The organism is Streptomyces sp. NPDC127098 (assembly GCF_042722465.1).
Classification (GTDB): Bacteria; Actinomycetota; Actinomycetes; order Streptomycetales; family Streptomycetaceae; genus Streptomyces; species Streptomyces millisiae.
In genome coordinates, this window is the sequence record NZ_JBHXFJ010000054.1 from 1 (window position 1) to 21,575 (window position 21,575).

A 21,575-nucleotide genomic window follows, 5' to 3' on the forward strand; every position below is an offset into this window, starting at 1 on the left:
CGACTCGAACGAGGACTCACCCGGGACGACGCCCTCACCCACTCCTACCGCGACTGGCTCCAAGCCGCTTGACAACCAATAGGAGCATCAACGCCCCGACGGTCGTCAGTCCTCGCTCTCCCCGGCGATGACCAGCTCCGCCAGGTGCTCGGCGATCCCCTCACGGTCGGCGCGTGGCAGTCCCGCGTCCGTCACCAGGGTGTCCACCTCGTCCAGCGTCGCGAACGAACTCAGCCCCGTCGTCCCCCACTTGGTGTGGTCGGCGACCACCACCACCCGGCGGGCCGAGCGGATGAAGTGCCGGTTGGTCTCCGCCTCGGCCAGGTTCGGGGTGGACAGGCCGGCCTCCACCGAGATGCCGTGCACCCCCAGGAACAACACGTCGAAGTGGAGAGAGGCGATCGCCGCGTCGGCGACCGGGCCCACCAGGGCGTCCGAGGGCGTCCGCACCCCACCCGTCAGCACCACCGTCGCCCCGCCCGCGCCGGCCGGCCGACCGCCGTCGCCCGGCTGCCCGGCGTGATGGAACACGTCCGCCACCCGCACCGAGTTGGTGACCACCGTCAGGTCGGGCACCTCGAGCAGCTCGTGCGCGAGCGCGAACGTGGTCGTGCCACCGGACAACGCCACCGCGCTGCCGGGCGTCGCCAGCGTGGCCGCCGCCCTGGCGATGGCGCTCTTGGCCGACAGCTCGAGCGAGGACTTGGCCTCGAAGCCCGGCTCGTGGGTCCGACGCTCGGCCACCGGCACCGCGCCCCCGTGCACCTTCTCCAACGCGCCCTGCCGCGCCAACACGTCCAGGTCGCGGCGCACCGTCATGTCCGACACCTGAAGCATCCGCGTCAACTCGCTGACCCGGATGCCGCCCCGCCGCCTGACCTCGTCCAGGATGAGCGCACGGCGCTGCCCCGCCAGCAGGTTCTGGTTGTCGCTCACGGCGTCTCCTCACAAGTGAATGAGTCATCCTCGCATGCTCCAACATCCCCCGATCGGGGACGGTTCGGCGTGCCCCTGACAGGAGAGACGACAGAGGAGGGCACGACAGCAGGGGGGAAGTCCAGGATGAGCACCGACGAGATCACGTCCACGTCCACATCCACGCCCGCGGCCACGCCGGAGCCGGCCGAGCCGGCCGTCGAGCTGCTGGTGCACGGTGTCGGAGGCACCACGCCGCAGGCGATGCTCGAGGACAACCGCACCACCCGGGTCACCGGCGACGCCACCGCCAGCGTCCACCGCCGCACCGACGACCTCGACGAACGGCCCTGGGACGACGGGCGGCCGCTGCGCGAGGCGTACTCCTGGTCCAACCTCACCTCGGGCAACGGGGCCCGCGCGCTCTGGCTGCTGCTCCTCCCGTTCATGATCGTCAACCTGGCCCACTGGATGCGCCCGGCCGCCGCCGGCACCCGCCGGACCCAGCGCGCCTTCGACGTGCAGGTGCGACTGCTGGCGCTCTCGCTCACCGTGCTGTTCACCGCCGGCGCCTGCGCCGTCGCGCTCGACCTCGTCGCCTGGCAGTGCGCCGGCTCCGCCGCCTGCGCCGCGGACTCCGGCTGGCTCGACTCGCTGGCCGGCGAGGGCTGGTGGGCCCAGCCGGGCCGGCGGCTGGCGCTCGGCGCCGTCCTGCCGCTGGTGCTCGTCCTGCTGCTGTGGGGGCTCTCGCACCGCACCTGGAGCGCCTACGAGTCGGCCTCCCCACCGGTGCGACCACGCCCGGACGGCGACGAGCCGGCGGTGCTCGGCCGCGCCGGCTTCTGGTACGGCCGCGGCATCGTCGCCCGGCTGCGCGCCAGCCACACCGCCATCGGCCTGCTGACCCTCGCCGCCGCGCTGCTCACCGCCACCGGCCCGCACGACCGGGGCCCGGAGGGCGTCGGTGCGCTGGCCGCCGCCGGCTGGGTGCTGACCGGCCTCACGGCGGTCGGCTGGCTGGTCGTCGTGGTCCAACTGGTCCGGCACGGCCGCACCGAGGAGGAGCGCGACGACAGCCCAGAGCCGCCGCTGGCCCGCGCCCTGCCCTGGAGCGCCCTGGCCCTGGTGCTCGTGGTCGTCGTGCACACCGCGTGGAGCAGGCCCGAGTGGCTGACCAGCGGACGCCATCCGGCCGGCGCCGGCATCTTCCCCGGGCTGATGATCGTGCAGGGCGTGCTGGTCGTGGGGCTCGCGTTGACGGCCCACCGGCTGCACCGGCAGGCGCCGAGCGCCGACCGTGGGGCTCTCGCAGGGCTCGGCGCGGCCTCGGTGGCCCTGCTGGCCTGCGGGCTCGGCGGAGTGCTGACCGGAGGCATGACCGAGTGGGTCGCCGACCGGCTCGCCTCCTCGCACGACGACGCGTCCGGCGGCTCCATCGCGGGCCCGCCGGTGGTGCTGAGCTGGGAGGCGGCCGCCATCCCCCCGCTGCTCCTCGTGGTGCTCGGGCTCGCGGTGGCCGCCGGGCTGCGGGTGGTCCGCCGACGCCGCGAGCTCGCGCCCGGCGTCAGGGACGGCTACCCGGACGAGGGCTGCGAGCCGCAGGAGGACCGCAGTCGCAGCATCGCCTCGGCCGTCGCCCGCGCCGAGCTCACCGACTCGGCGCCGGTCCTGGTCGGCTGGGTCACCGCCTCCTGCCTGGTCCTCGGCCTCGGCTGCGTCGCCGGGGCGCTGACCGGCGATCCGCCGTCCGAGGCGGCGGACTCGGCGCCGGCCGTCGTCTCCGCGCTCGCCGACGCCTTCCAGAGCATGGGCTCCTGGCTGATGGGCGCGGGCGTGGTGCTGATGGTCGCGCTCGGCCGCCGCGCCTACCGCGACGCCGGGGCCAGGCGCACCATCGGCATCCTGTGGGACGTCGGCACCTTCTGGCCGCGCGCCGCCCACCCCTTCGCCCCGCCCTGCTACGCCGAGCGTGCCGTGCCCGACCTGTCCTGGCGGATGGGCACCTGGATCGACGCCACCGGCGGGCGCCTGGTCATCTCGGGCCACTCGCAGGGCAGCGTGCTGGCCGCCGCGGCGGTCTGGCAGCTGGACGCGGCCACCCGCAGCCGGATCGCGCTGCTCACCCACGGCTCCCCGCTCGAGCGGCTCTACGGCCGCTGGTTCCCCGTCTACTTCGGCCCGGCCGCGCTGGGCGCGCTCCACCGGGACGTGCCCTGCTGGCGGAACCTGTGGCGGGCCACCGACCCCATCGGCGGCCCGGTGCTGGTGGCCGGGGCCGACCTGCCGCCGGTGGACCGCGGCCCGCTCGCCGACCCGTTGCACTACGGCCGGAACCTGCTCAGGCCCCTGCCCGAGCCGATCCTGGGGCACGGCGACTACGCCGCCGACCCGGCGTTCGCCGCGGAGCGCGCCGCCCTGTTCGACCGGCTGCTGCGCGGCCAGGCGCCGCCGCCGCTGCCGGAACAGCGGGCGGCCGAACCGGTGTGACCGCGGTCAGAGCCCGGGGCCGCCCTGCGCCAGCGGCGGCAGGTCGTCCGGGTAGAGCAGGGTCAGCTCCTCGGTGCTCGGGTCGGCCAGCCGCGCCACCCGGCCGGCGTGCCGCTCCACCATCGCCTCGAACGTCTGCCGCGCCGTCCTGCCGTTGCCGAACGAGGGGCCGCGGTCCATCGCCGTGAAGTACTTCAACAGCGCGTCCTGGGTGCCGACGCCCAGGTCGTACTGCTGGTCGTGGGCCTGCTGCCCCACGATGCTCAGCAGCTCCTCCGGCGAGTAGTCGCCGAAGGTGATGGTGCGCGAGAAGCGGGAGGCCACGCCGGGGTTGACCGCCAGGAACCGCTCCATCTCTGCGGTGTAGCCGGCGACGATCACCACCACCGCGTCCCGGTGGTCCTCCATGAGCTTGACCAGGGTGTCGATCGCCTCGCGCCCGAAGTCCCGGCCGGCGTCCTCCGGGGAGAGCGCGTACGCCTCGTCGATGAACAGGACACCGCCGCGCGCCCGCTCGAACGCCTCCTGGGTGCGGATCGCCGTCGAGCCGATGTGCTCGCCCACCAGGTCGACCCGGGACACCTCCACGAGGTGCCCGCGCTCCAACACGCCGAGGGCGGCCAGGATCTCGCCGTAGAGCCGCGCCACCGTGGTCTTGCCGGTGCCGGGCGAGCCGGTGAACACCAGGTGCCGGCGCACCGAGGCGGCCTTGAGACCGGCCTGCTGGCGGCGCCGCCCCACCTCGATCATGTCGATCAGCGCCCGCACCTCGCGCTTGACCGTGTGCAGGCCGACCAGGGTGTCGAGCTCGGCCAGCACTTCGTCGGCCGGCCGGCCGTCCGCCGCGGCCGGCTCCTCGGCGGGCGGCGGCTGGCTGGGCGCGGCGCCGGCCGGCGCCGCGGTGACCCGCTCCGGCCGGGCGGCGGGCGGGGGAGCGGCGTCGGTGGCCTTCAGCCGGACGTCGGCGCCCGGGGCGGTGGACTCGTCGCTGTGGCAGTCGGTCAGCACCGGGCTGTCCTCGGCGAAGACGTAGCCGCCCCTGGCGCAGCGCTCGGTGCGGCAGCGGTTGAGCTCGGTGCGGCAGCCGTCGATGACGTGGAAGCCGTAGCCGCCCGAGTCGCTGATCCGGCAGCGGGTGAACCGGCCCCGGCCGCCTGCCGAGACGTAGACCCCGGCCTCGGTCGCGCGGCTCACCGTGCAGTCCTCGACGCTCGGGTCGGCTCCCTTGGTGACGATGAACCCGGTGCGCGCCTCGTGGATGGTGCAGCCGGTGACCGTGCCGCCGCTGCCCTGGTCGCGGAACCAGGCGCCGGTGCCGACCCGTTGGACCCGGCAGGCGTCGAGCCGCGCGGTGGCGCCGTCGCTGACCGAGACGGCCGAGCCGCGCACCTCCTCGAGCTGGCTGTCCACCACGTCCACCCGGGACCCGGAGTCCAGCACGAAGAGCGCGTCCGGCACGTGGTGCACCCGGCAGGACTCGAGCACCGCGGTAGCGCCGTCGCTCACCCAGACCGCCGGGTAGTCCCCGGTGCTCTCGTGGATCTCGCAGTCGTGGGCGTCCGCGTGGCTGCCCGGGTCCCAGACCGAGACGCCGTTGCGGCCGAACCGGCGCACGGTGGTGCGCACCAGCGTCAGCACCGCGCGGGACCGCAGGTCGAGCGCGTTCTCCGGGATGTCCGAGACCACGCTGTCGGCGAGGGTCAGCACGGCGTCCGTGTCCATCGTGACGCCGTCGCCCGTGGTGGCGCCGATCCGGCAGTCGGTGAGGTGGGCGGTGGCCCGGTCGGCCAGGCGCACCCCCGTGCCCTTGATGTCGGTGAAGTCGCACTCCACCGCGTCCACCGCGGAGCCGTCCCCGGTGACGGAGAGACCCGCGCCGCCGGCCTGCCGGACCCGGCAGCGCTCGAGCCGCAGATGGGCCGGGCCGCGCACCGTGATGCCGGGCTGGCCGGACTCGGCGACCTCGCACTCCTCGAACAGACCGCCGCCGCCGTCGGTGACGCTGATCCCGGTGCCCGTCGGATTGCTGACGGCGCAGTGCCGCACGGTCGGCCGGGCGCCGCCGCGCACCTCCATGCCGGCGGCCGACGCGGTGCGGATCCGGACCCCGGTGAGCTCCGGGGTGCTGTTCTCGACGAGCACCGCGGGCACGGTGGTGTCCTGGCCCTCGATCAGCAGGTGCTGGATGGTGGCCGAGCCGCGCACGGTGAGCGGGACGCCGTCTGCCGGGGCGATCCTGGCGGGCCCGTCCTTGTCCTCCCCGGGGCCGCGCACCGTCACGGACTGCTCGATCACCAGGTTCTCGCGGTAGGTGCCGGGCGCGAGGACGAGAACGTCGCCGTCGGCGGCCGCGGCCAGGGCTTCGGTGACGGTGCTGTAGACAGCGGTCCGCCGCCGCCAGCGTGCTGTTCCGGTGTGCGTCACCTGGACCGAGCCCTTAGTCATGGACTGATGTGCCCCAAACGTGTCAACTGAGCTGTCAACTGGGCGCGCTACCACGCGTGCCTGGTCGCTCCACGTTAGCGCGCCGTGGACCGATGGGATGACCGGATCGGACACGATGCGCGCGTGCCCCCTCCGCGCCACGCGCACCACGGTCGTGCGCCGACGCGCCCCTCACCCTATGTGCTCACGCAGCGTGTCCCCGTGAGTGCCTTGGGTGCGCGGACGCAGGAACGTCCCGCCTCGATACCCAGCAAAAGCCTTGGGAAATCCCGGAGTTGTCCCCACTTTCGAGTGATTGCCCCAGTCGGCCGCAGCCTTTAGCTTCTTCGCGGGATCCCTCAATTGGCCTCTGTACGACCCCACATTGGCGGTGTAGCGCATGACGACCTCGATCGAGCCGACCTCCGAGAGCGGTGCTCCCGAAAACGGCACCGCGCATTCGAGGCTCAGCCTCGACACGGCGGCGGCCCGAAATCTGGCGACCACGACCAAGACGCCGCCGCAGATGCAGGGGATCACCTCCCGATGGCTGTTGAAGGTGCTGCCGTGGGTGCAGGTTTCCGGCGGTACCTTCCGGGTCAACCGGCGGCTGACCCACACCCTGGGAAACGGCCGGGTGGAATTTGTCTCCACCGGCGCCGAGGTCCGCGTGATTCCGGCCGAACTCGGCGAACTCCCGGCGCTCGCCGGATACTCCGACGCCGAGGTGCTCGGGCTGCTCGCCGACGCCTGCGTCCAGCGGGACTTCGGCCCCGGCGAGGTGCTCGTCCAGGCCGGTGACCCGGCCGACCGGGTGGTGCTCGTCGCCCACGGCAAGCTCGGCAGGCGCGGCCCCGGGCGCTACGACGCCGAGGCCGACCTCGGCGTGCTGGCCGACGGGGACTTCTTCGGCGACCGCGTCCTCACCGACGAGACCGCCGGCCCCTGGGAGCACACGCTGCGGGCGCTCACCAGCGGCACCGTGCTCACCCTTTCCCGCAGCGCCTTCCAGGAGATCGCGGAGCGCGCCCCCGGGCTCGCGGAACACCTCGCCGGGCTGCGGGCCGCCGTCCCGGCGCAGCGCAACGCCGCCGGCGAGGCGGACATCGCGCTGGCATCCGGGCACGCGGGCGAGCCGGTGCTGCCCGGCACCTTCGTGGACTACGAACTGTCGCCCCGCGAGTACGAGTTGAGCGTGGCGCAAACCGTGCTGCGGATCCACTCCCGGGTGGCCGACCTGTACAACGAGCCGATGAACCAGGTCGAGGAGCAACTGCGGCTGACGGTGGAGGCCCTGCGGGAGCGGCAGGAGCACGAGCTGGTCAACAACCGCGAGTTCGGCCTGCTGCACAACGCCGGGCTCGGGCAGCGGATCCACACCAGGAGCGGCCCGCCCACCCCCGACGACCTGGACGAGCTGCTGGCCACCGTCTGGAAGGACCCCAGCGTCATCCTCGCCCACCCCAAGGCCATCGCCGCCTTCGGCCGCGAGTGCAGCGCGCGCGGCATCTACCCGTCCAACACCCAGTTCGGCGGCCAGGCGGTCCCGGCCTGGCGTGGCGTGCCCGTGCTGCCCTGCAACAAGATCCCGGTGAGCGCCACCGGCAGCACCTCGATGCTGGCGCTGCGCACCGGCCAGGAGAACCAGGGCGTGGTCGGGCTGCACCGCACCGGAATTCCGGACGAATACCAGCCCAGCCTGTCCGTCCGGTTCATGGGCATCAACGAGCAGGCCGTGATCTCCTACCTCGTCAGCGCCTACTACTCGGTGGCGGTTCTGGTCCCCGACGCGCTGGGAGTTCTCGAGGACGTCGAAATCGGGCACTGAGAGGTCCGGAAGGGGGGCGGCGACGCCGGGCCCCCTTCCGGCACCGGAATTCAGCCCCCAAGGCCACCAGAGAAGACAAGGAAAACTCCCGCGTGAACTCCCCGCTCACCTCCGTGCCCACCAGCCTGGAAACCGCCGCGGCGCGGAATCTGGCGACCACGACCAAGACGCCGCCGCAGATGCAGGCCATCTCCTCCCGATGGCTGTTGAAGGTGCTGCCGTGGGTGCAGGTTTCCGGCGGCACCTTCCGGGTCAACCGGCGGCTGACCCACACCCTGGGAAACGGCCGGGTGGAATTCGTCTCCACCGGCGCCGAGGTCCGCGTCATCCCCGCCGAGCTCACCGAACTGCCCGCGCTCCGTGGCTTCGAGGACACTCGGGCGCTCACCGCGCTGGCCGACGCCTGCGTTCAGCGCGAGTACGCGCCGGGCGAGGTGATCGCCGAGCACGGCGGTCAGGTGACCGAGGTGCTGCTGATCGCCCACGGCAAGGTCCGCCGGGTCGCCCCCGGCGCCTATGACGCCGAGGCCGGCCTCGGCGTGCTCGCCGACGGCGACCACGCCGGCGCCGAGGCGCTCGCCGCGGAGCCCGGCACCTGGCCCACCACCCTGCGCGCCATCACCCGCTGCACCGTACTCGCCCTGCCCCTGGCCGAGGTCCGCGCCCTCGCCGACCGCCGCCCCGAGCTCCGCGGCCACCTCGACGGCTTCGCGGCCAGGCCGGTGCCGCCGACGAACCGGCGTGGCGAGGCGGACATCGCGCTGGCGTCCGGGCACGTGGGGGAGCCGGTGTTGCCCGGCACGTTCGTGGACTACGAACTGTCGCCCCGCGAGTACGAGTTGAGCGTGGCGCAGACCGTGCTGCGGGTGCACTCCCGGGTGGCCGACCTGTACAACGAGCCGATGAACCAGGTTGAGGAGCAACTTCGGCTCACGATCCAGGCGTTGCGGGAGCGGCAGGAGCACGAGCTGGTCAACAACCGCGAGTTCGGCCTGCTGCACAACGCCGACCTGAGCCAGCGGATCCACACCAGGAGCGGTCCGCCCACCCCCGACGACCTGGACGAGCTGATCTCCCGCCGGCGCAAGACCCAGTACCTGCTCGCCCATCCCCGCACCATCGCCGCCATCGGCCGCGAGTGCACCGCCCGCGGCGTCTACCCCGGCCAGGTGGATCTCGACGGCACGGCGCTCAGGTCGTGGCGCGGCATCCCCATCCTCCCCTGCAACAAGATCCCGGTGACCGCCGCCGGCACCAGCTCCGTCCTCGCGCTGCGCACCGGCCAGGAGAACCAGGGCGTGGTCGGGCTCCACCAGACCGGCATCCCCGAGGAGTACGAGCCCAGCCTCAACGTCAGGTTCATGGGCATCAACGACCAGGCGGTGATCTCCTACCTGGTCAGCGCCTACTTCTCGGCGGCCGTCCTGGTGCCGGACGCCCTCGGGATCCTGGAGGACGTCGAGATCTAGCGTCCTTCGCGCTCCTCGCGCCCCGCGCGCCTAGTGACCCGTCCCCGGCTCCGCCCAGTAGCCCGGGGACGGGTACTGGTGCTGCTGTTGCTGGTTGGGGTACGGGTGCTGCCCCTGCTGCTGGTACTGCCCCGGCATCTGGCGGGGCGCCGCGGGCCGCGGGGCCGCCGGCCGCATCTGCTGCGGGACCGGCGCCTGCGGCACGCCCGGTGCCTGGTAGGGCCTGGGCGCGGCGGCCTGCTGCGGGAAGTACGGGGCGGGGGCCTGCGGGGCCGGCGCCGACAACTGCGGCCTGGCCGGCGCCGCCTGGTACCCGGGATAGCCGCCGGCCGCCTGCGGGTGCGGCTGGGCGTGCGTGGGCGACGGGGCGGACGGCAGCGCGGGCAGGGCCGGCAGTGCGGGCTGGGCGGCCGCCGACGGGTAGCCGAGCGGTTCGTAGGCGGCGGGTACGCGGATCGGCGCGATCTGCGGGGTTCCCCGCTCGGCCACCAGCCTGTCGTAGATGGGAGTGTCAGGGAACGACGGTGAGGAGTAGCCACCGCCGTAGGGGCGCGGGGAGGTCATACTCCATAAGTTAAGCCCACCATGTGGTCGTTGGGGAGACCGATTAGAGGGTCTTTTCATGGCCTTGGGGCGGCCTCCGGCGCTCAATCCGAAGGAATACCGGAAAAAACGTCGATGGGCGTTCAGATGATGTTGTGTCCAGGGGTCGCCCAGGGGGTTAGCGGGACCGGGATGGCATAGTGGACGGTGTCCGCAGAACAGGTGGCGTGACGACGGCCACCCTACGGAGGAATCCACGATGCTCAAAGGTGCGAACGTGCCCGTGCCCGCCCGATCGATCCGTGTGGAGATCGGCTGGAACTCCTCCGCCGGAGTCCCCGACGTGGACGCGTCGGCGCTGCTCCTGGCGGGTGGCAGGGTCCGTTCGGACGACGACTTCGTGTTCTACAACCAGCCCCGGCACACCTCGGGCGCGGTCCGCCACGAGGGCAAGCAGCCGCAGGGCGCCACGGTGATCGACCGGCTCGCCGTCGACCTGACCGCGGTGGAGCCCGAGATCGAGAAGGTCACCGTGGCCGCCTCCGCTGACGGTGGCACCTTCGGGCAGGTTCCCGGGCTGCACGTGCGGGTGCTCGACGCGGACAACGGCACCGAGATCGCGCGCTTCGACAGCCAGGACGCGAGCACCGAGACCGCCTTCGTGCTCGGCGAGCTCTACCGCCGCCAGGGCGCCTGGAAGTTCCGCGCCGTGGGCCAGGGCTACGACAGCGGCCTCGCCGGCCTCGCCACCGACTTCGGCATCTCCGTGGACGACGAGCCGGCGCCGGCCGCCGCGCCCGTCCCGCCCCGGGCGGCGCCGCAGCCGCCGGTCGCCGCGCCGGCCCCCGCGCCGTCGCCCTACGGCGGGCAGCAGCCCGCGGCCCCGCCGGCCGCCCCGATGCCGTCCTCCCCGTACGGCGCGCCCTCGCCCTACGGCAACCAGCCGCCGGCCGCGCCGGCCGCGCCCATGCCGCCGTCCCCCTACGGCGCGCCGGCCCCCGCCGCGCCCCCCGCGCCGATGCCGCCGTCGCCCTACGGCGGGCAGCAGCCCGCGGCCCCGCCGGCCGCCCCGTTCCCGCCGCAGGCCCAGCCCGCGCCGCCCGCGCCGGCCGGCGGTGGCATCAACCTGAGCAAGGTCACCCTCACCAAGGCGGCCCCCTCCATCTCACTGGCCAAGCAGGGCGCCACCTCGGGCCGGATGCTGGTCAACCTCAACTGGCAGGAGCGCGGCCAGCAGAACGTGGGCTGGCGCGAGCGGATCAGCAAGGCGATGGGCGGCGGCCTCGACCTCGACCTGTGCGCCCTGTTCGAGCTCAGCGACGGCCGCAAGGGCGTCGTCCAGGCCCTGGGCAACGCGTTCGGCTCGCTGCACCAGCCGCCCTACATTCACCTCGACGGCGACGACCGCACCGGCGCCGTCGCCACCGGCGAGAACCTGACCATCAACCTCGACCACGCCCAGGAGCTGCGGCGCGTGGTGCTCTTCGTGACCGTGTACTCCGGGGCCGCCAGCTTCCAGGGCATCTCCGCCCTCGTCACCCTCACGCCCGAGCGCGGCGCGCCGATCGACTTCACGCTCGACGAGTGCACCGTCCCGTCGCCGGTCTGCGTGCTCGCCGAGCTCACCAACCAGGGCGGCGAGCTGATCGTCCGGCGCGAGGCCCGCTACCTGGTGCCCGAGCGGGGGGTCAGCCCGCAGCGCACCGTCGACCACGCCTACGGCTTCGGCATGCAGTGGACCCCGGGGCGCAAGTGAGACACCCGCGCATCGCGCTGGTCGACTCGGGCATCGGCCTGCTCGCCGCCGCGGCCGCCGTCCGGCGGCTGCGGCCCGACGCCTCGCTGGTGATCTCCAACGACCCGGAAGGCATGCCCTGGGGGCCGCGCACCCCGGCCGACATCACGGCGCGCACCCTGGCCCTGGCCAGGGTCGCGGTCACCACGCCGCCCGACGCCCTGATCGTCGCCTGCAACACCGCGACCGTGAGCGCGCTGCCCCAGCTGCGCGCCGAGCTGGAGCCGGCGGTGCCGGTGGTCGGCACCGTGCCCGCGGTCAAGCCGGCGGCGGCCGCCGGCCAGCCGCTCGCGGTCTGGGCCACCCAGGCCGCCACCGAGAGTGCCTACCAGCGTGACCTGCTCGACCGGTACGCCGCGGGGCTGCCGGCCGTCGGGGTGCCCTGCCACGGCCTGGCCGACGCCGTGGAGCGCGCCGACGAGGAGGCCGTCGAGGCCGCCGTCCGGGCCGCCGCGGCGCTGACGCCGCCCGAGACCCGCACGGTGGTGCTCGGCTGCACCCACTACGAGCTGGTCGCCGACCGGATCCGCCGGCACGTCGCCGCCGTCACCGGGGCCGAGGTCACCCTGATCGGCTCGGCGGACGCCGTGGCCGCCCAGGCGCTGCGCCGCGCCGGTCTCGCCCCGCACCCGACCGCGGCGCCCGGCGGCACCCTAGAGGTGTTCGCCAGCACCCGCGCCGCCGCCCTGCCGGAGGTGGCCCTGGCCTATCCGGAGGGGCGCCTGGTCGCGGCCATGGCCGGCACGCCGGCGTCCGCGTCCCTGAGGCCCGCGTCCTAGGCTCGTGCCATGACGACACCCGGATTCATCCGTGACCTGCGCACCCGCATCGGCCACGAACTGCTCTTCCTCCCCGGCGTCACCGCCGTCGTCCTCGACGACCAGGGCCGGGTGCTGCTCGGCCGGCGCGCCGACGACGGCGGCTGGGCCCTGATCGGCGGGATCCCCGACCCGGGCGAGCAACCCGCCGAGGCGGCCGTCCGCGAGGTGCACGAGGAGACCGCGGTGCGCAGCGTGGCCGAGCGGGTCCTGATGGTGCAGACCCTGGACCCGATCCGGTACGACAACGGCGACTGCTGCCAGTACATGGACGTGACGCTGCTGTGCCGCGCGGTGGGCGGCGAGGCCCGGGTCAACGACGAGGAGTCCCTGGAGGTCGGTTGGTTCAGCCCGGACGCGCTGCCGCCGCTCCGCGAGGCCGCGCTGACCCGGATCAAGCTGGCCCTCTCCGAGGCTCCCACCTGGTTCGAGCCGGCTCCCGTGCCGCCGGCGGGGGACGGAGAGGACTGAGGGGCCCTCAGGTCTTCCTGAAGGTGTACGCCTCGCCGGCGGCCGCCGCCACCGCCGCCAGGTCGCCGCCGGCGGAGGCCGTCACCAGCGCCGCCACCGCGCCCTCCACGAACGGCGCGTCCACCAGCCGGGTGTCGGGCGGCAGCTCCTCGCCCTCCGCCAGCATCGCCTGCACCGTCAGCACCGCGCTGCCCAGGTCCGCGAGCACCGCCACACCCGCCCCCCGGTCCACCCGGCTCGCCGCCTCGGCGATCAGCTCGGAACTCGTCCCGAAGCCGCCGTCGCGCCGCCCGCCGGCCGCCGCCGTCGGCGCGAGCTCGCCGCCGCCGGCCAGGCCGGCCGCCAGCCGCGCCACCGACTCCGCCACCTCGGCGCTGTGCGACACGAGCACGATGCCCACCAGGGGCCGCTCCTCGGTCATTCAGGCCTCCTCGTCCGCCGCGGCGGTCTCGGCCAGCGCGACGACCAGCAGCGCCGAGGACGCCGCGCCCGGGTCGAGGTGTCCCATGCTCCGCTCGCCCAGGTAGCTGGCCCGCCCCTTGCGGGCCCGGAGCGGCACGGTCGCCTTCGCGCCCTCCTCGGCCGCCTGCCGGGCCGCGGCGTAGTCCGGCAGCACGGCGACCGCCGGCAGCAGCGCGTCCAGCATGGTCTTGTCGCCGGCCGCCGCGCCGCCCAGCCGGGCCACCGAGTCCACGCCGGCGCGCAGCGCCTCGGCGAGCCGCTCGTCCTCCACCGCCTGTTCGTCCCCGAGCGCCTTGCCGGCGCCGCGCAGCAGCGTGCCGTACAGCGGGCCGGACGCGCCGCCGACCGTGGAGATCAGCGTCCGCCCCGCGACGAGCAGGGTGTGGCCCGGGTCCGGCGGCGGCGGTTCCTCGGTCAGCGCGGCGACGACCGCCGTGAAGCCGCGCCGCATGTTGCTGCCGTGATCGGCGTCGCCGATGGCCGAGTCGAGCTCGGTCAGTCGACCCGCGTCCCGGGTGATGGCCTCGGCCGCCGCGCCGAGCCAGCGCCGGATGAACTCCGCGTCCCGTCGCGCCACTCGTGCTCCTCCCACCGCTCGCTCCACGATCGTGTCCGGCTCAACGACCCCAGCGCAGCCCCGGCGTGCTCACCGGGGCGTCCCACAGTCGCAGCAGCTCCTCGTCCACCTGGCAGAGCGTCACCGAGCAGCCCGCCATGTCGAGCGAGGTCACGTAGTTGCCGACGAGGGTACGCGCCACCGACACCCGGCGCTCGGCGAGCGCCCGCTGCACCTCGGCGTTGAACCCGTACAGCTCCAGCAGGGGCGTGGCGCCCATCCCGTTGACCAGCGCCAGCACGGGCCCGGTCGGCTGTCGGTCGGTCAGCAGCGCGTCGACCGTGACGTCCGCGATCTCGGCCGAGGTCATCACGGGCCGCCGCTCGCGCCCCGGCTCGCCGTGGATGCCGATGCCGAGTTCGAGTTCGGCCGCCGGCAGGTCGAAGGTCGGGCTGCCCTTGGCCGGGGTGGTGGGGGCACCGAGCGCCACCCCGAAGCTGCGCGAGGACTCGGCGGCCTGCCGGGCGACGGCCGCCACCCGGTCCAGCGGGGCGCCGGCCTCGGCGGCCGCGCCCGCCAGCTTCTCCACGAAGAGCGTTCCGCCGGTGCCACGTCGGCCCGCCGTGTAGAGGCTGTCGGTAACCGCCACGTCGTCCTCGACCAGCACCCTGGCCACCTCGACGCCCTCGTCCTCGGCCAGCTCGGCCGCCATGTCGAAGTTGAGCACGTCGCCCGTGTAGTTCTTCACCACGAACAGCACGCCCGCGCCGCCGTCGACGGCGGTCACCGCCCGCAGCATCTGGTCGGGGACGGGCGAGGTGAACACCTCGCCGGGACAGGCGGCGTCCAGCATGCCGGGACCGACGAAGCCGCCGTGCAGCGGCTCGTGCCCCGAGCCGCCGCCCGACACCAGACCGACCTTGCCGGCCACCGGGGCGTCGCGTCGCGTGATCACCCGGCGCTCGACGTCGACCGCCAGTTCGGGGTGTGCGGCCGCCATTCCCCGCAGCGCGTCGCCGACGACCCGCTCGGGCCCATTGATCAGCATCCTCACCGGGTGTCCTCCCTGGCTGAAGCCCACGGCTCTCGTGGGGGCCAGCGTACGGACCAGCGCCCGATGTCGGCAGGCTTTGCGCGGCCGAACGGCGCGCGCCGGTCGGTGGGCCGGGCGGGGGCGGCGGCGCCCGAACGCCGGACGGAGCGTCAAACCTCGCTCTAGGCCGGGTGGTTGGGCAGCCGACCGGCTCGGGGGAGACTTGGCTCGTGACGTCACTTCCCCAGCAGAGCCGGCGTGACGGCGCGCCCGGGCACATGATCGTCTGCGGCGACGACGCGCTGGCCGCCAGGCTGGCCGCCGAGCTGCACGAGGTCTACCGGGAGCGGGTCACCCTGGTCGTCCCGCCGGCTCCTGGCGCCGAAGGGGCGCCGTCCTCGCCCACGCCGGGCCGGGCCAGGGCCGCCACCCTGCTGCGCCGGGTGACCGCCGCCGTCACCCGCCCCGGGCCGGCGGCCCCTGACGACACCGGCGTCTTCGCGCGGCGCATCGACGACTCGAGCGGCGAGATCCGGCTGCCCGTCGAGGAGATGGCCGCGGCGGAGGCCACCCAGGAGGTGCTGCGCCAGGCCGGCGTCGAGCAGGCCACGGCGCTGGCCCTGGTCTACGAGGACGACGAGGCCAACATCCGGGTCGCGCTCGCCGCCCGCCGCCTCAACCCCCGGCTGCGGCTGGTGATCCGGCTCTACAACCGGAAGCTCGGCGAGCACCTCGCGCGCCTCCTCGACCAGGCCGCCGCGGTGGCCCTGCCGGAGGCCGACCGGGCCACCGTCGACGCGGCCACCACCATCCTCTCGGACGCCGACACGGCGGCCCCGGCGCTCGCCGCCACCGCGGTCGCGGGCACCAGCAAGATCGTCGAGGCGGAGGGGCTGCTGCTGCGGGCCGTGGAGCGCCCGCCGCCGGGGCCGGGCCAGCTCGCCGACCCGGGGCTCTGTGTGCTGGCGCTGCTGTCCTCCACGACCAACGACCCCGCGGGCGCCGAGGGTTCGGACAGCAGCGGGTCCCGCGCCCCGCAACTGCTGCCCGACGAGGAGACGGTCGCCGCCGCCACCGGGCGCGGCACGATGGTGCTGGAGACCGTCGCGCACGCCGGCCCGCGTCCCGCGCGGCGCGTGGCGTCGGCCGCCCCGCTCGCGGAGATCTTCTCGCGCCGGCTGCGCTGGGCCGTGGCCGGCGTCGTGCTGGCCGTGTTGGGGCTGGCCGTCACGTCCCTGTTCACCACGCCGGACGATCCGGTGCACGCGACATACCTGATCGTGCTCGACCTGTTCTCGATCAACGAGCCGGCCATCGGGGAGCCGGCTCCCCGACAGGTGCTGCAACTGCTGTCGGGGCTCGTCGGGTTGGCGCTGCTGCCGATCCTGGTGGCGGGCGCGCTGGAGGCGCTGGGTGCCTTCCGGGGCAGCTCGGCGCTGCGCCGCCCGTCGCGTGCCCTCTCGGGACACGTGGTGCTGCTCGGCCTCGGCAAGATCGGCACCCGGGTGCTCGGCCGGCTCAAGGAGCTGGACATCCCGGTGGTGTGCGTCGAGGAGGACCCCGAGGCGCGCGGGGTGCCGCTCGCCCGCCGGCTGCGGGTGCCCGTGGTGCTGGGCGACGTCACCCAGGAGGGCGTGCTGGAGGCCGCCAAGATCGAGCGGGCCGGTGCGCTGCTCGCGCTCACCAGCTCCGACACCACCAACCTGGAGGCCGCGCTCTACGCCCGCTCGCTCCGCCCCGACCTGCGGGTGGCGCTGCGGCTCTACGACGACGACTTCGCGTCCGCCGTCTACCGCACCCTGCGCGCCGCCCACCCGGGTGCCCTCACCCGGAGCCGCAGCGTCTCGTCGCTGGCCGCGCCCGCCTTCGCGGGCGCGATGATGGGCCGCCAGATCCTCGGCGCCATGCCGGTCGAACGCCGGGTGCTGCTGTTCGCCGCCGTGGAGGTCGCCGGGCACGCGGAGTTCGAGGGGCGCACGGTGGCCGAGGCAAACCGCCCCGGTGCCTGGCGGGTGGTCGCGCTGGACACCAGCGCGCCGGCCGACCGGCACCCCGACCTGACGGCCCGCCCGGCGGACGCCGGTCGCGGGGACGGCGCCGGACTGCTGTGGGAGCTGCACCCGGGCTATGTGCTGCGCCCGGAGGACCGGGTGGTGCTGGCCGCCACCCGCCGCGGACTCGCCGAGCTGCTTGGCCGGCACCGGCCGGCGCCGGGCGCGCGCTGACGACGCACGCCCGGCGCCGGCTCCCGGCCGCTAGTCGGCCGCCCGGTGGCAGACGGCCAGGGTGTCGTACTCGCCGAGCGGCTGGTGCGTCACGGCGGCGAATCCGGCCGCCGCGGCGTGCCCGCGCAGCTCGTCCAGCGGGTAGCCGGAGCCACCCCGGGTCATCACCAGCATGGAGAGGCTGACCCGCAGGTTGTGGCGCTGGGTCTCGTCCCGCGCGCCGGTCAGCATCCGGTCGTAGACGAGCAGGACGCCGCCCGGGTTGACGCTCTCGAAGAGCGCGCGCAGCAGGAAGCCGCGCCGCTCGGTCGGCCAGTTGACCAGGGTGTGGCCGGTGATCACCACGTCGGCCCCGGGCAGCGGGTCGGCGAAGAAGTCCCCGGCGTGGAAGGACATCCGCTCCCGCAGACCGTGGGCGGCGGCCTGCTCGGCGCAGAGCGACGCCATCATCGGCAGGTCGAACACCTTTCCGGTCAGGTGTGGGTGGGCGCGCAGCACCCGGGTGAGGACGCCGCCCCGGCAGCCGCCCACGTCGAGCACCGTGCGGTGGCGGCCCCAGTCGTCGTAGGCGTCGATGAGCGGCCCGGCAAGGGAGTCGGTGATGAAGTCCATCTGGTTGGCGAACTGCCGCACGACGTCGAGGCGGTGCACCGTGTCGGTGAACTCGTCGGTGCCGTGCGGCTCGCCGGTGCGCAGCGAGTCGGTCAGCGCGAAGAGGGCGGGGAACATGCGGCGGCGCAGCACGTCCCCGGTGTAGCCGGGACGGCCGCGCACCAGGTAGGTGTCGGCCACTCGGGAGTTGCGGTAGTGGTCCTGCTCGCGCTCCAGGATGCCGGTGTGCACGAGCAGGTCGAGCCAGTCCGCCATGCCGCGACCGTGCAGGCCGAGCGCCGTGCGCAGGGACTCCAGGTCGGCCGGGCCGGCGGCCAGGGTGGTGAACAGGTCGAGGTCGAGGGCGGTGAGCAGGGCCTGGGCGTCGCAGAGGGAGTTGGCCTGGGCGATGAAGTCGGCTGTGGTGCTGGGGGTGGGGTGGGCGGCGGCTTCGGCGATCACGGACGAGGTCGTCACGCAGACTCCTTGACTGTCGAGTGGCGGGGCCGCTCCGCCTATTAGGGAAAAATCCCGAGTCGGTGTCAATAACGCATCATCGGCGACGAAAAGGATGATTCCCCGATGAATCGGGTGATCCGATGATGCGCTGAGCGGTCATCCCCCGTGCTCTGAGGGATTGTCAGTGGTCCCCGCCATGCTGTTCCCAAGATCGACGCGCCGGGGGAGAACCCGCGTCGATCCTCACACGCATGGGCGATGGCGCGGGCGCGCCGGGCGGGAGACCGATGGTCGTGGACATCGAGGTCGAGGACGTGGCGACGGCCGCGTGGGAGCGCGGCAGCACGGTCCGGGTGGTGGAGCCCGTCCGGCCGCGCAAGCTGGCGAAGGTGCCCTTCGTCGAGCTGGCCGAGGGGCGGCTGCAGGGGGTGGTGTCCAGCGGCTCCGACCTGGCGCGGGTCTATGTCTCGTCGATCGCCGCCCGCACCCACGGCTTCAGCTGCGGCACCAACAACAACCGCCCCTGCGGCGGCCTCGGCCAGCGGCCGTGCAAGCACCTGCGGGCGCTGGTCGACGAGGCGGTCCTGCAGTACGGGCTCGAGCGCGTCGCCCGCTACCTGCACGCCGAGGTGGGCCCCGAGGGCGACCTGCTCGCCAGCCTCGACGGCGGCCGGGAGCCCGGCGCCACGGCTGCCGTCTTCAGCCGCTTCCTGCGCCACCTGGCCTACCTGGAGCTGCCCGACCACCCGGCGCCGCTCCCCGAGCTGCACTGGTTCCCGGCCGTCGAGGCGGTGCGCTGATGCTGGGAGCCCAGTTGGCCGCGCTGCACGCCGCGAGCACACCGGGAGCGGCGGCCGCCCTCGACCTGGTGGCCGGCCTCGACGCCGCCCTCGGCGAAGGGCTGGCCCGCCTCGGCGGCGAGCACGCCACCGCTCTCACCGACCTGGCCGCCGCGCTCGCCGACAGCCCGCTCGGCCCCGCGGTCGCCGAGGCGGTCGAGAAGATCGCCGCCGGATCCGTGACGGACGAGCGCCTGGCGGCCCTGGCGGGCGCCCGTACCGCGCTGTTCGGCGCCCTGCACGACGCCGACCTGGCCGCGCTGGACGCGGCGCTCGGCCGCACCAGGGCCGAGTGGCCGGAGCCGGCGGGCGGCACGCCGGGCCCGTCCGCGGGACCGCTCGCCGGCTGCCGCTCGTGGCTGCGCGAGCTGGCCATCGCCGGCTGGCGCGGCGTCGGCCACGACCTGGTCGCCGCCGTGGACCAGACCGTCGAGGCGCTGCTCGCCGACCCCGCACAACGTCGCCTCGCGGTGCTGCTCGACGGTCTGGCCACCGAGCTGCGTGCCGCCTCCCCGGTGGCCGCCGTGGCGCGGCTGCCCCTCAGGCGCTGGGCCGACCTGTGGGCACGCGCCCTGCTGCTCGCCCGGGCGACCGAGTCGTCCGCCGCCGGCGCCGAGCCGGTATCCGGCCGGCTGCTGATCCTCGGCGCCGACGTGCACCAGCACGGCACCGTCGTCCAGGTCCAGGCGCACGCCGTCCTGGAGCCCACCGCCGGTGGCCCGCCGCGCCTGGTCCGCGCCGCGGTCAGCGCGGGCAAGGTCGACACCATCACGGGACCCGCCGTCTGGCGGCTGCTGCACCGGCACCCGGCGCTGCTCGCCGCGCTCGCCGAGCGCCGGGCCCTGGAGATCTCCGAGCTCCCGCTGCTGCCAGGAGGCGACCTGGTCTGGGACGACGCCCGGGCGACCGCGGGCGAGCCGACCGACCCGTTCGCCACCGCCCGGGTGTTGCTGCCCCTGGCCGTGTCCCCGCCGACGCCGCCCCTGGAGCGCCATCCGGTGCGGATCGCCGAGCCCGTACTGGTCGAGGGCTACACCTCGGACGGCGGCACGTTGGAGCTCGACGGCACCACGCTCCCGCTCGACGCGCGCCGGTTGCCGGCGTGCGGGCCGCTCACGCCGCGGCTCGTGGCGGCCTCCTCGGCCTGCCTCGGACTGCTGCGCAGGGACGGCGACCGCTGGCTGCTCCAGCCGCTCGCGCTCCAGGCCACGGTCAGGCGCGCCCCCGTCGAGGCGCACAGCGGCGACTGGGCGCTCGGCGTCACGGATCCCAAGATCGCCAAGGCGGAGGCGCGGGCCGGGGACCCGGTCGCCGTGCTGCGCGAGCGAGCAGGGCGGTTGCTGCGGAAATGACCGACGTCAACGGCGCACAGCCGTATCTGAACCGCCGCCAGGTCCTCTACTGGCGCCTGCTGTCCCGCCTCTTCGACCACGAGGAGCAGCCCGCACTCGAGTCCGCGAGCGTGGCCGTCGTCGACGATCTCGGGCTGCCGCCCGCGCTCCTCGACCCGGCCGTCTCGGTGGACAACCTGGTGCAGCGCTTCCCCGAGCTGGCCGCCGCCTTCCAGGACCTCGCGGACCCCACGGAGAACGCCGACGAGGACCCGCGCGAGCAGGCGCGGCGCGCGGCGCTGGTCTCCAAGCTGCTGCTCAACGCGTTCGCCACCGGCGGCGGGCCGGTGACGGCCGGGCAGCTCGCCGACTGGCAGCGGGACGCCGGCTGGTGCCGGCGCGCGCTGGGCACCGAGGGCGACGGGGAGCTGGCCGCCACCCTGGCCGGCATCGAGGGCGAGCTGGTCTCCCGCATGCGGCTGCGCGAGGTGCTCGCCGACTCGGCGCTCGCCGGCCGGCTCACCCCCAGCATGTCGCTGATCGAGCAGCTGCTGCGCGACAAGGACAACCTCTCCGGCGTGGCGCTGGCCAACGCCAAGGCGCTGATCCGCTCCTACGTCGACCAGGTCGCCGAGGTCCTGCGCACCCAGGTCCAGAAGGCCAGCGCGGGCACCCTCGACCGGTCCGTGCCGCCCAAGCGGGTGTTCCGCAACCTCGACATCGACCGCACCATCTGGAAGAACCTCACCAACTGGAGCCCGGAGGACCAGCGGCTCTATGTGGACCGGCTGTTCTACCGGCACACCGCCAGGCGCACCACGCCGGCCCGGCTGATCGTGGTGGTCGACCAGTCGGGGTCGATGGTCGACGCGATGGTCAACTGCACCATCCTCGCCTCGATCTTCGCCGGCCTCCCCAAGGTCGACGTCCACCTCGTCGCCTACGACACCCGCGCCCTCGACCTCACCGCCTGGGTGCGCGACCCGTTCGAGACCCTGCTGCGCACCACCCTCGGCGGCGGCACGGACGGCACCGTCGCGATGGCCAGGGTCCGGCCCAAGATCGCCGACCCGCGCGACACCGCGCTGGTGTGGATCTCGGACTTCTACGACAACCAGGCGCTGATGACCGACTTCGAGTCCCTGCACCGGTCGGGCGTCAGGGTCATCCCGGTCGGCTCGGTCAACAGCTCGGGCGGCGCCCGGGTGAACCCGTGGTTCCGGCAGCGCCTCAAGGACCTGGGCACGCCGGTGATCTCGGGCCACATCCGCAAGCTCGTGTTCGAGCTCAAGAACTTCCTCGCCTGACCCCTTCAGCGAACGTTCCGAC

At 74.4% G+C, this 21,575-nt stretch carries 17 protein-coding genes; 10 read left to right on the forward strand and 7 right to left on the reverse strand.

Annotated features, from left to right (window positions below; translation table 11 throughout):
• Positions 1–105: 105 nt before the first annotated feature.
• Positions 106–936: a DeoR/GlpR family DNA-binding transcription regulator gene (locus tag ACFWI8_RS27265; RefSeq protein ID WP_387096663.1), complete on the reverse strand. Its 831-nt coding sequence runs from the start codon at positions 934–936 to the stop codon at positions 106–108.
• A 126-nt stretch (positions 937–1,062) separates the two neighbouring features.
• Between ACFWI8_RS27265 and ACFWI8_RS27270 the strand changes: the two genes are divergently transcribed.
• The gene (locus ACFWI8_RS27270) at positions 1,063–3,402 is read left to right on the forward strand and encodes a hypothetical protein (RefSeq protein WP_387096666.1); all 2,340 of its coding nucleotides are present in this window, start codon (positions 1,063–1,065) and stop codon (positions 3,400–3,402) included.
• A gap of 6 nt (positions 3,403–3,408) precedes the next feature.
• Here ACFWI8_RS27270 and ACFWI8_RS27275 read toward each other — a convergent pair whose 3' ends face one another.
• Positions 3,409–5,847, reverse strand: a complete 2,439-nt coding sequence (locus ACFWI8_RS27275; protein ID WP_311594513.1) for a right-handed parallel beta-helix repeat-containing protein — start codon at positions 5,845–5,847, stop codon at positions 3,409–3,411.
• 379 nt (positions 5,848–6,226) lie between these two features.
• Here ACFWI8_RS27275 and ACFWI8_RS27280 point away from each other — a divergent pair, with 379 nt between their 5' ends.
• Both ACFWI8_RS27280 and ACFWI8_RS27285 read left to right on the forward strand, forming a co-directional pair.
• On the forward strand, positions 6,227–7,654 hold the full coding sequence (locus ACFWI8_RS27280) for a family 2B encapsulin nanocompartment shell protein (RefSeq protein WP_387096670.1): 1,428 nt from the start codon (positions 6,227–6,229) through the stop codon (positions 7,652–7,654).
• A 92-nt stretch (positions 7,655–7,746) separates the two neighbouring features.
• Positions 7,747–9,123 carry a family 2B encapsulin nanocompartment shell protein gene (locus ACFWI8_RS27285; protein ID WP_387096671.1) on the forward strand — a complete coding sequence of 459 codons (1,377 nt, stop codon included), beginning with the start codon at positions 7,747–7,749 and terminating at the stop codon, positions 9,121–9,123.
• A 30-nt stretch (positions 9,124–9,153) separates the two neighbouring features.
• On the opposite strand, the gene ACFWI8_RS27290 is transcribed toward ACFWI8_RS27285, so the two are convergent.
• Positions 9,154–9,687, reverse strand: a complete 534-nt coding sequence (locus ACFWI8_RS27290) for a DUF6643 family protein (protein WP_387096674.1) — start codon at positions 9,685–9,687, stop codon at positions 9,154–9,156.
• A 238-nt stretch (positions 9,688–9,925) separates the two neighbouring features.
• Here ACFWI8_RS27290 and ACFWI8_RS27295 point away from each other — a divergent pair, with 238 nt between their 5' ends.
• From ACFWI8_RS27295 to ACFWI8_RS27305, 3 genes are read left to right on the forward strand one after another with little or no spacing between them, the layout of a single operon-like run.
• A complete protein-coding gene (locus tag ACFWI8_RS27295) occupies positions 9,926–11,422 on the forward strand; it encodes a TerD family protein (protein ID WP_387096677.1) in 1,497 nt (498 codons plus the stop codon).
• The gene (locus ACFWI8_RS27300; protein ID WP_387096681.1) at positions 11,419–12,240 is read left to right on the forward strand and encodes a glutamate racemase; all 822 of its coding nucleotides are present in this window, start codon (positions 11,419–11,421) and stop codon (positions 12,238–12,240) included. Before ACFWI8_RS27295 ends, ACFWI8_RS27300 begins: the two co-directional genes overlap by 4 nt.
• A 9-nt stretch (positions 12,241–12,249) precedes the next feature.
• A complete protein-coding gene (locus ACFWI8_RS27305) occupies positions 12,250–12,750 on the forward strand; it encodes an NUDIX domain-containing protein (protein ID WP_387096684.1) in 501 nt (166 codons plus the stop codon).
• Between the two features lie 7 nt (positions 12,751–12,757).
• Here the strand turns inward: ACFWI8_RS27305 and ACFWI8_RS27310 are convergent, their stop codons facing one another.
• From ACFWI8_RS27310 to dhaK, 3 genes are read right to left on the reverse strand one after another with little or no spacing between them, the layout of a single operon-like run.
• A complete protein-coding gene (locus ACFWI8_RS27310) occupies positions 12,758–13,171 on the reverse strand; it encodes a PTS-dependent dihydroxyacetone kinase phosphotransferase subunit DhaM (protein WP_387096687.1) in 414 nt (137 codons plus the stop codon).
• The gene (gene dhaL / locus ACFWI8_RS27315; protein ID WP_387096689.1) at positions 13,172–13,789 is read right to left on the reverse strand and encodes a dihydroxyacetone kinase subunit DhaL; all 618 of its coding nucleotides are present in this window, start codon (positions 13,787–13,789) and stop codon (positions 13,172–13,174) included.
• Positions 13,790–13,829: 40 nt separating this feature from the next.
• On the reverse strand, positions 13,830–14,822 hold the full coding sequence (gene dhaK / locus ACFWI8_RS27320) for a dihydroxyacetone kinase subunit DhaK (protein ID WP_311594522.1): 993 nt from the start codon (positions 14,820–14,822) through the stop codon (positions 13,830–13,832).
• Positions 14,823–15,079: 257 nt separating this feature from the next.
• Here dhaK and ACFWI8_RS27325 point away from each other — a divergent pair, with 257 nt between their 5' ends.
• On the forward strand, positions 15,080–17,026 hold the full coding sequence (locus tag ACFWI8_RS27325) for an NAD-binding protein (RefSeq protein ID WP_387096761.1): 1,947 nt from the start codon (positions 15,080–15,082) through the stop codon (positions 17,024–17,026).
• A gap of 30 nt (positions 17,027–17,056) precedes the next feature.
• On the opposite strand, the gene ACFWI8_RS27330 is transcribed toward ACFWI8_RS27325, so the two are convergent.
• Positions 17,057–18,094 carry a methyltransferase gene (locus ACFWI8_RS27330; protein ID WP_387096691.1) on the reverse strand — a complete coding sequence of 346 codons (1,038 nt, stop codon included), beginning with the start codon at positions 18,092–18,094 and terminating at the stop codon, positions 17,057–17,059.
• 269 nt (positions 18,095–18,363) lie between these two features.
• On the opposite strand from ACFWI8_RS27330, the gene ACFWI8_RS27335 reads away from it, so the two are divergent.
• From ACFWI8_RS27335 to ACFWI8_RS27345, 3 genes are read left to right on the forward strand one after another with little or no spacing between them, the layout of a single operon-like run.
• Entirely contained in the window at positions 18,364–18,876 is a 513-nt protein-coding gene (locus ACFWI8_RS27335; protein WP_387096764.1) for a hypothetical protein, read from the forward strand.
• Positions 18,876–20,267: a hypothetical protein gene (locus ACFWI8_RS27340; protein ID WP_387096694.1), complete on the forward strand. Its 1,392-nt coding sequence runs from the start codon at positions 18,876–18,878 to the stop codon at positions 20,265–20,267. Before ACFWI8_RS27335 ends, ACFWI8_RS27340 begins: the two co-directional genes overlap by 1 nt.
• Positions 20,264–21,553: a VWA domain-containing protein gene (locus ACFWI8_RS27345; RefSeq protein ID WP_387096696.1), complete on the forward strand. Its 1,290-nt coding sequence runs from the start codon at positions 20,264–20,266 to the stop codon at positions 21,551–21,553. Before ACFWI8_RS27340 ends, ACFWI8_RS27345 begins: the two co-directional genes overlap by 4 nt.
• Positions 21,554–21,575: the final 22 nt, after the last annotated feature.

What these genes read in the sequence shown, in the direction of transcription:
- ACFWI8_RS27275 (WP_311594513.1), bottom strand. Translation starts at nt 5,847, where the DNA reads ATGACTAAGGGCTCGGTCCAGGTGACGCACACCGGAACAGCACGCTGG.
- ACFWI8_RS27345 (WP_387096696.1), top strand. Translation starts at nt 20,264, where the DNA reads ATGACCGACGTCAACGGCGCACAGCCGTATCTGAACCGCCGCCAGGTC.
- ACFWI8_RS27295 (WP_387096677.1), top strand. Translation starts at nt 9,926, where the DNA reads ATGCTCAAAGGTGCGAACGTGCCCGTGCCCGCCCGATCGATCCGTGTG.
- ACFWI8_RS27310 (WP_387096687.1), bottom strand. Translation starts at nt 13,171, where the DNA reads ATGACCGAGGAGCGGCCCCTGGTGGGCATCGTGCTCGTGTCGCACAGC.
- ACFWI8_RS27340 (WP_387096694.1), top strand. Translation starts at nt 18,876, where the DNA reads ATGCTGGGAGCCCAGTTGGCCGCGCTGCACGCCGCGAGCACACCGGGA.
- ACFWI8_RS27305 (WP_387096684.1), top strand. Translation starts at nt 12,250, where the DNA reads ATGACGACACCCGGATTCATCCGTGACCTGCGCACCCGCATCGGCCAC.
- ACFWI8_RS27290 (WP_387096674.1), bottom strand. Translation starts at nt 9,687, where the DNA reads ATGACCTCCCCGCGCCCCTACGGCGGTGGCTACTCCTCACCGTCGTTC.
- ACFWI8_RS27280 (WP_387096670.1), top strand. Translation starts at nt 6,227, where the DNA reads ATGACGACCTCGATCGAGCCGACCTCCGAGAGCGGTGCTCCCGAAAAC.
- ACFWI8_RS27325 (WP_387096761.1), top strand. Translation starts at nt 15,080, where the DNA reads ATGATCGTCTGCGGCGACGACGCGCTGGCCGCCAGGCTGGCCGCCGAG.
- ACFWI8_RS27270 (WP_387096666.1), top strand. Translation starts at nt 1,063, where the DNA reads ATGAGCACCGACGAGATCACGTCCACGTCCACATCCACGCCCGCGGCC.
- ACFWI8_RS27335 (WP_387096764.1), top strand. Translation starts at nt 18,364, where the DNA reads ATGGTCGTGGACATCGAGGTCGAGGACGTGGCGACGGCCGCGTGGGAG.